This window comes from Streptomyces albus subsp. albus (assembly GCF_000719865.1).
Lineage (GTDB): Bacteria > Actinomycetota > Actinomycetes > Streptomycetales > Streptomycetaceae > Streptomyces > Streptomyces albus_E.
This window is the reverse complement of sequence record NZ_JOID01000061.1, coordinates 1-7,762: the sequence shown is the minus strand read 5'-3', so window position 1 is coordinate 7,762 and position 7,762 is coordinate 1. Positions and strand designations below refer to the sequence as shown.

9 protein-coding genes are annotated in these 7,762 nt (G+C 65.3%); 8 read left to right on the top strand and 1 reads right to left on the bottom strand.

Features of this window, described 5'->3' with window-relative positions:
* From IF83_RS0129305 to IF83_RS0129275, 8 genes are all read left to right on the top strand, one after another.
* The coding region (locus tag IF83_RS0129305; RefSeq protein WP_279617241.1) for a DUF6507 family protein at nt 1-376 on the top strand (376 nt) is incomplete at its 5' end.
* The gene (locus tag IF83_RS0129300) at nt 373-2,970 is read left to right on the top strand and encodes a YwqJ-related putative deaminase (RefSeq protein WP_030549365.1); all 2,598 of its coding nucleotides are present in this window, start codon (nt 373-375) and stop codon (nt 2,968-2,970) included. The genes IF83_RS0129305 and IF83_RS0129300, both read left to right, overlap by 4 nt.
* 8 nt (nt 2,971-2,978) lie before the next feature.
* Complete coding sequence (locus IF83_RS32780; protein ID WP_244177262.1) at nt 2,979-3,329, top strand: toxin-antitoxin system YwqK family antitoxin; 351 nt, start codon at nt 2,979-2,981, stop codon at nt 3,327-3,329.
* A gap of 243 nt (nt 3,330-3,572) precedes the next feature.
* Nucleotides 3,573-4,034: a pentapeptide repeat-containing protein gene (locus IF83_RS35195; RefSeq protein WP_279617240.1), complete on the top strand. Its 462-nt coding sequence runs from the start codon at nt 3,573-3,575 to the stop codon at nt 4,032-4,034.
* A gap of 65 nt (nt 4,035-4,099) precedes the next feature.
* Entirely contained in the window at nt 4,100-4,744 is a 645-nt protein-coding gene (locus tag IF83_RS0129290; RefSeq protein ID WP_208605957.1) for a hypothetical protein, read from the top strand.
* Nucleotides 4,741-5,571, top strand: coding sequence for a hypothetical protein (locus IF83_RS0129285; protein ID WP_244177260.1), 831 nt, complete (start codon nt 4,741-4,743; stop codon nt 5,569-5,571). Before IF83_RS0129290 ends, IF83_RS0129285 begins: the two co-directional genes overlap by 4 nt.
* Nucleotides 5,572-5,634: 63 nt before the next feature.
* Nucleotides 5,635-6,285 carry a pentapeptide repeat-containing protein gene (locus tag IF83_RS31445; protein ID WP_051723530.1) on the top strand — a complete coding sequence of 217 codons (651 nt, stop codon included), beginning with the start codon at nt 5,635-5,637 and terminating at the stop codon, nt 6,283-6,285.
* Between the two features lie 212 nt (nt 6,286-6,497).
* Nucleotides 6,498-6,881 carry a hypothetical protein gene (locus IF83_RS0129275; protein WP_030549359.1) on the top strand — a complete coding sequence of 128 codons (384 nt, stop codon included), beginning with the start codon at nt 6,498-6,500 and terminating at the stop codon, nt 6,879-6,881.
* 85 nt (nt 6,882-6,966) lie between these two features.
* Here IF83_RS0129275 and IF83_RS33485 read toward each other — a convergent pair whose 3' ends face one another.
* On the bottom strand, nt 6,967-7,407 hold the full coding sequence (locus IF83_RS33485; protein WP_037682001.1) for a hypothetical protein: 441 nt from the start codon (nt 7,405-7,407) through the stop codon (nt 6,967-6,969).
* Nucleotides 7,408-7,762 lie beyond the last annotated feature (355 nt).

Sequence of the window (7,762 nt, the reverse complement as noted above, 5' to 3'; positions counted from 1 at the left end):
TCGATCATTCAGCTGGTGCGGTCGACGCTGGAGCAGGACGCAGGCTTCTTCGTACTCGGGTCACATGGAGAGTGCGGCGTCGTCGGCGGGGACGATCGCGGCGGGTGAGGCTCCGGAGATGGGTCTGGTCGGGGCGGCGCTGGCGGAGTTCGCGATGAAGACGCAGGACGATCTGTTGTTCGTCGGGGCGCGTGCGGGTAAGTCGATGACGGGTGCGGTGGAGGCCGTCAAGGCGTACAACCAGGGTGACTTGGACATGGCCGCGGCGGCGCAGCGCGAGGCGTTGAAGGCTCCGGATCTGGCGGCGTTGAAGGCCGCGCAGGGGCAGGGCAATGCCGGTGGCAACGGCAGTCATGGTCAGCAGGTGCCGGTGTGATCAAGCCCGAGGCGATTCCACAGTTCACGGGTGACCTGGGCCAGTTGGAGAAGGATGCCACCGGCCTGGGCAATGACGCGGACAACATCCGCGAGACGGGTAAGGGTGTCCACACCCAGTTCCAGGGGTTGTCGGCGTTCTACACCGCCCCGGAGGCGGAGGCGTTGTTCGCGTCGACGAAGCCGGTGCAGGACAAGGCGGATGAGTTCGCGGATGACTTGGAGAAGGTCAAGTCGGCGTTGGACGAGTATGCCGCCGAGGTGCGTCCTCTCGCCGCGAAGCTGAAGCAGCTCAAGGCCGACGCCGCCGCGTTTGTCGCCAGTGTGGAGGGTGATGACGAGTGGAAGTACGACGGCGACAAGATCGATGAGCACAACGCGCTCCAGTCCGAGGTGACCGCGACGGTCGCGGCGTTCTGGGAGGCGGAGCGCACGGCGGCCAACAAGATCACGGCGCTGGTGGGCGGTACGCAGTACCGGGCGAATGACGGCTCGGACGGGAAGAACATGTACGGCTTCTCGGCCGAGGACATGAAGGACGCCGAGGTGCCGTGGGGGACGGCGGAGAACGAGAAGTACCACTGGTACGAGGTCCATCAGCACATCAAGAGCTTTGTGTGGGACGGCCTGATCGTCGACGGCGTGTGGGGCACCATCAAGGGCCTCGGAACCCTGGTCGGGTTCGACGGCTGGGAGGCGATGAAGGATGCCTGGAAGGGCCTGGGCATGCTCGTCGTCGGCACCGCCCTCTACACCTCCCCCCTCGCCTACGCGGTCCCCGACTCCGCCCTCCCGCAGTGGATGAAGGACTCCAAGGAGGTCGCGAAGCAGACGGGCAAGGCGCTGCTGGCGTGGGACACCTGGAGTGAGAACCCGGCCCGCGCGGCGGGCGCGGTGACGTTCAATGTGCTGACGTCGATCACGGGTGCGGGGAACATCGCCAAGGGCGGCACGGTGGCCAAGGTCGCCTCGGTGGCGGGCAAGGCGGGGGCGTTCCTGGACCCGATGACGCACATTGCCTCGGTGGTGGGCAAGGCCGGCCAGGCGATGAAGATCGGCGATGTCCTGGCGGGCTTGAAGAACCTCAACCTCGGCAAGATCGACATCCCCGCACTCCCCGACGGCGCGACACTGCTCCCCGACGGGCGCCTGGAGCTGCCCGACGGCACGGTGAAGGTTCCCGACACCCCGCTGCAGCTCGCCGACGGCACGGTCCACGTACCCGAGGGCACCGCACCCAGGGTCCCGTCGGAACTGCCCAGCGGCGCGGTCCTGATGCCGGACGGCTCGGTCCTGCACCCCGACGGCAAGCTCCAGCTCTCCGACGGCAACATGAGCACCGCGCCGGTGAAGGTGGAGCCGCACAAGGTCGACCTGGCGACCCCGGACGAGGCGGCCGTGCGCGTCCCCGATCCGGAACTGGAACTGGTCGGCGCCGGCGCCCGCAACACCCCGCCCGGCGCCGTCGCCCAGCTCGGCGACGCGGGCAACCCGTCCGCCATCACCGACAACACCGCCGGCGGCGGCACCCCGCCCCACCTCGGCCCGAACGCAGGCGACACCGCCCTGGGCGGCACCGCCCGCACCGGCGACAACCTCCCCACCGCATCCACCAACCCGGTCGGACCCGAGGCCACTGGCCGCGGACCTCTGGGGGACACCCCGCTGGGCGGCGTGGGGCGGCCGGACGGCTCTCCGTTCGGGGGAGCACCGGCCAGGGGTGATATTTCAGGGAATGGTGGACCCGAGTCCGCCAATACAGGCGGCGGTTCTTCACGTCCTGATGTTCCGGGAGGTGGAGATCGAGACGGTGCCATCATCCGTGATCGCGAGACGCCTCAGGTTGCTGACGACCTTTCTGCGGGACATGAAGGTTCGCCCTTGGGGCAAGAACCTGCGCGAACGGAGGCCGATTCCCCGGCGAACCTGGATGAGACGGTTAACGAACAGCTTCCCGGACAGACCGACGTGCCGACCGGTGCGCATCCACTGCCTGACCCCGGGCCGGGAGAGAAGGTGTTGGCGCGCATCGATGACAGTCGCCTCACCAGGACCGACGGGCTGGTCACGCAGGTGGACGGGCGACCGGTGGGCGAGTTCTTGGACAGCCTCGCCCAAGAGCGAGGTGCGGCCTACCGTGACGCGAAAGAAGCAGGGTCGTTTCCGCGGAAGCAGACTGGTGCATGCGTCGGAGCGGTGATGGACAGGCGCACAGGGGTCGTCATTGAGGGCATCAATGGCAAGAACTACGACATCATTCCGGACGACAACGTGCACCCGACGCTCGCTGCGCGCTACGACCAGATTGCGGACAACCCTCCCCACAGTGACCACCCTCTGGGCCACGCAGAGGTCAAGGCAGCCAACGAACTATTGTGGGAGCGTCGGAAGCGAGGTCTGCCCGATGATGAATCGGCGCTGGCTGAACTGCAGGCTTCAGTGGAGTTCCCGTTCCTGAAGGACAAAGAGACGGGTGCACCCGGTCGGCGGGCTCCGTTCTGCGCGAACTGTCACCACATGCTGGACGGGGTGCGCAGTAATCACGGCCGGTTCACGGATGATCCACCAAGTGATGAGAATTGGATTCCAGGATGATGTCAAAAATGCGCATCGACATTGACGATCCAGATGTGGACATGGACGACGCGCAGCGGCTTCTCTATCGGGGGACTGCCTTCACTGGCGAGGCCGCCGAATATCACGGGGGGAAGTTGATCAGCCTTGATTCCTATACCGAGGGTATTCAAGACGGTCCGGCGTGTGAATGGTACCCGAATGGGGCAAGGCGCAGCGAAGGAATGTCACGCATGGGGTTTCCAGTGGGGGAACAGAAGGAGTGGCATCCCAACGGTGTACTTGCTTCACGGCGGCTTTTCAGCGATGACGGAAAAAGGCTACTGGAGGAAGACAAATGGGACGAGGGTGGTGAGATGGTCAGATCTTGGCGGAAGTGAAGTGTGGATGAATCTCCGAGCCATCCAAGGACGAGGCTCGGGTGGGGCTCGGCCTGGGGGAGAGTGGGCGCCTGCCGGACGACTGAGCGGCGGAAGTCGGACATCGTCCTTCCTGCCGACCCCGAGGCCGCGCGAGTTCTCCGAGATTGGGCGGCCTCCGCAGAGGACGGTCCTCTGAACGCGGCCGACCTCGATCTGCGGGGGGCGGACTTGTCAGGAGGGGGCTTCTCGCTGGGTTGGTTCATGGGTGCGGTGCTGACCGGTGTCTCCTTGGCCGGTGCTGACCTTTACCGGGCCAACTGCGAGAGAGCGGACATGACCGCCGCGAACCTGAGAGGCTGTGACCTGACCAAGGCTGAACTGGACGAGGCGGTCTTGCGGTCGGCTCGTCTTGACGAGGCCAATCTGGGAAGTGCGTCGTTGTGGGGTGTGGACGCAAGACTCGCCAGTTTCCGGGGCGCTCGTCTCAATGGTGCTGCAGTGCTTCAGTCCGACTTGTCAGGAGCGGACCTGTCCGAAGTCCTCCTGGAGGAGACCTCCCTCAAGGTGACGTTCGACGAGAAGACGACTGTCCGCGGCATGTACGGAACGTTGTACGGGCCCTTGACGCTTTCCGTCGGTGGTCTGTCCCGCGAGTTCGATGGTGCCGAGTTGGCGCAATGGCTGAACGATCGCGGAGCACGGGTGGAAGTCATCGGTTCATGAATCAGGGGCCTTAGTTCCTGCAGAGCGGCCGAATCGGTAAGTATCGCGGGTTTTGAGGGTTCCTCATGTCGAAACTCATGCGTGCACCACGTGAGTGCGGCTCCTGGAATTGGGATCTCGAAGATGTTGTCTCGCCAGGGCTCGAGTCCGCCCTCGCCACTGCCGGCCGCATGGTGGAGGTGCTGGCGAGGTATGACATGCTCTCGCCGCACAAGATCGAGATCGACTGGTATGTGGCCGGCCGGGGCGGGATCGGTGTCAGGACGACCCTGGCTCTGACCTGCCCGCTGGGGGACCCGCTTCTGGCCGAGCGGGCTCGCGCCAGCCGCCCCGCCGGTTTCCCCAACGCCGAGATCGCGGAGATTTGCGTCATCGGCTCGGGGGTGTGGATCGACGAAGACGGGCGTTCCCACCCCGAACCCAGGCTCGTGGAGTTGTCCGTGGACCCGGCTCCGGTGGGGCTGTCCGCCGAGATGGCCGTCCACCACGACATTTGGGGCTGGTTCGACTTCGCGGGCCGACCGCACCCTGAGATTCAGAAGCGCAACGCACCCCGAATGGAAGCAGCGCTGCGAGAGCTCAACGCGCTGCTGGGAGTGGCGGCGGAGCCCGGCGAAGTGACCTATTTCGGTTTCGCCACGGAGTTCGGTATCGGAACCCCCGACGCCCTGGAAGACGGCACCGGGCCGGATGTGACGGACAAACTGTGATCGGTGGGCACATAGCGGTGCATCTGTCGGTAAGGAGGCTGAATGGTGCTTCGGAGGTGCCGGCCCTTCTCGGTACGGATTTCGACGGCAGACGGACGGGTGACCCCGAAGATGTGATCTACGGCGGTCTGGACGATCCGGCTCACCGCGAACGGGTGCCAGGGCTTGTGGAGTTGATGGGCGACGCCGCCGCTCCGAAGCGAGAGCGCTTCCTTGCCTGCGTCGCCCTGACGACCTGGGGTGAGGAAGCCGGCTACAACGCCGTGATCGAGGCTGCGGCCGATCCGGGGAAGGCCCCGTGGTACGACATCCTCATCGATCGCAAGTTCTCGGTGGACAACACCTTCGCGCAACTCGCTGTCGCCGTCGCCGACAGCGACGACATCGCCCCGGAGAAGGGCACTGCCGACCGCCGGATCGCTGCCTTCCGGGCCTTGGTGGGGATCGCCGACCGCGAGTACTTCGATGACAGACTCGGCGAGATTCTGGACCGCGACACGGTTACGGCCCTGCTGGACGACATCAGAGACGTGGTGCAACGAGGAGTTGCTTCACTCTCGGCTGGGAAGTCGGCCCGCTTCGATCTCGCCACGCAACTCGTTGACCTGGCGGCCGCAGTCGCGACCATCGACGGCGCCCAAGCCGTCGAACTGGCAACGACCGTGTTGAGCGCGGCGGCTCATCACCGACCGCTGGTGCATGCGCTCACCGTCGTTCACCGTGTGCACGGCCCGGAGCGCGAGCAGTTCGGTGAGTACGTGATGGCGGTGGGGGACGAGGACGTGCGGGAACAGGCGAAGCGGGCGTTGGAGGCCCGCAGGAATTGAGCCACCATTCCACCGCAAGCCTGGTTGCTGGAGCTTCGCATCGCAGGGCCAGGAAGCGATCTGGTGCACGCCGCCCTCCCCACGGGTGGCGATCGCGGCTTGCTGATCGTGCATGGGCTGGACCAAGTGCTCGGTAGCGGATCGGGTATGACGGTTTACTGGGAAGGTCGTGCGTTGTTGCCCAGTACCCGTAAGCGGCAAGAATCGGAAGTCATCCTTCCCGCCGGCCCCGCGGCAGCGCGAGTTGTCCTGGACTGGTTGGCCGCAGCAGAAGACGGTCCTCTGAACGCGGCCGATCTCGATCTGCGCGGGGCGAACCTGTCCGGAGTTAACTTCTCGCTCGGGTGGTTCATGGACGCGGTGCTGGCCGGTGTCTCCTTGGCCGGTGCTGACCTTTACCGGGCCAACTGCGAGAGAGCGGACATGACTGCCGCGAACCTGACAGGCTGTGACCTTACCAAGGCCGAACTTGACGAGGGGGTGTTGCGGTCGGCTCGTCTTGACGAGGCCAATTTGGGAAGTGCGTCGTTGTGGGGTGTGGACGCAAGACTCGCCAGTTTCCGGGGCGCTCGCCTCAATGGTGCTGCATTGCTTCAGTCCGACTTGTCAGGAGCAGATCTGTCCGAGGCCCACATGGAGGGCACTTCCCTCAAGGTGACGTTCGACGAGAAGACCCTGTGCGCGGCATGTCCGGAACGTTGTGCGGGCCCCTGACACTTTCCGTCGGTGGTCTGTCCCGCGAACTCGATGGTGCCGAGTTGGCGCGTGGCTGAACGATCGTGGCGCGCAGGTGGAAGTCATCGGTTCATGAACCAGGGGTCTTGACGGCCGGGGACCGGTCGAGCCCTGTCGGTACTCCTTGATCCGTCACGTGAAGACATGTGTAGCGATATGGGGTGATCCAAATGTCTCTGTGGAGAGATCAGGTGAAGATCGCGGGTTTCTTCGAAGAGTTTTGGCCCGAGGGGTTCGGCACCACAGAAGGCCCAGTTGCCCACTTCAGAGGTGAATCTCCCCTCGAAGACGAAGAACTCATCCTCCGGTATTTGATCAATGGGTTCGAAATTGTCTCCGTCTTGGGTGCTGTGGACGACGTCCTTGGATCTGGGGAGCGGGTTCTCGCTGGTGACTCCATCCTGACGGATGGCGAGTGGATCTGGCGTGCAGACCTACGGTTCTACGTGCGCAAATATCATGTCCGTCTGCCTGAGGAGTTTCTTGCGAAGGCCCGGAAGCTCGACCATTCCGTGCCGGAGATTCCGGGTTCCCGATTGAGGGAGATTGCGCAGTCCGTCATGAGGATCCTGTGACAGTGGATGTCGTCGCAGTGGGACGACCGGTCATGACGTCATGGGCGGTGAGGGGGGTCTGATCAGGTCATGGTTGGGAGTCTGATCACCAGCCCAGATCCTCCAGGAACGGCACCGCCGCGCCCGGAGCTGGGGCGGTGAGGGGCAGCCGGGCCACCTCGCCGTCGTCCGTTGGGACGATGAGGTCCGGGACGTGGTCCTCCAGGAAACGGAGTTGGCCGATCGATCCCGGGACGCCCGTGTGGGCGGCAAGGCGCTTGAGGAGGAAGTGCAGGTCCTGGAACTGGTCGGGGTGGATCTCCTGGCGCGCGGTCAGCGACCAGCCGTGCGGGCTCTCGGCGAGTTCGCCGACCAGCACTCCGCCGATACGCGCGGCCGGCCCCCGGGAGGCGAGCAGCGGCCCGTCATCCGCGACCTCGTCCGGCCAGGGCTCCGCGCCCAGGTGCCGGCGGAGCCGGCTGAGGGTGTCGGCGGGGGTGCTCGCGGTGAGGTTCAGGTGGAGCTGCAACTCGTACACGTCGCTCATGGGCGGAAGTGTAGGGAGGTGGAGGGGCCCCGGTGATCCGCGGCTTTCCTCGGTGAACGGTGCTCCGGCGGCGGTGCGGCGTTCCCGGTTCGAGGGGCTGCTCCGCCGGGAGCGGGGAAGCGGGGCGCGACGTGTGGGACTCCCGGGAACCGCGAGGCAAGCGGGCTGCGTCTACACGGCCGTTGGCAGGCGCTGCGGCCGGTTGGTATACGTAGACGTGGCCTGAACTGGCGTATGTGTGGGATGTGTGAGCAAAACGGGGGTGAGCTGGTGAAGTTCGATATGGGCAGCACGGCGCTGTCGTCTCTGGTGTCGAATACGCAGGGGTCTTCGGATGATCTGGGTGGTTTGATCC

Coding starts and splice junctions, on each gene's coding strand:
- IF83_RS35195 (WP_279617240.1), top strand. CDS start 3,573: ATGGGTGCGGTGCTGACCGGTGTCTCCTTGGCCGGTGCTGACCTTTAC.
- IF83_RS0129290 (WP_208605957.1), top strand. CDS start 4,100: ATGTCGAAACTCATGCGTGCACCACGTGAGTGCGGCTCCTGGAATTGG.
- IF83_RS32780 (WP_244177262.1), top strand. CDS start 2,979: ATGCGCATCGACATTGACGATCCAGATGTGGACATGGACGACGCGCAG.
- IF83_RS33485 (WP_037682001.1), bottom strand. CDS start 7,407: ATGAGCGACGTGTACGAGTTGCAGCTCCACCTGAACCTCACCGCGAGC.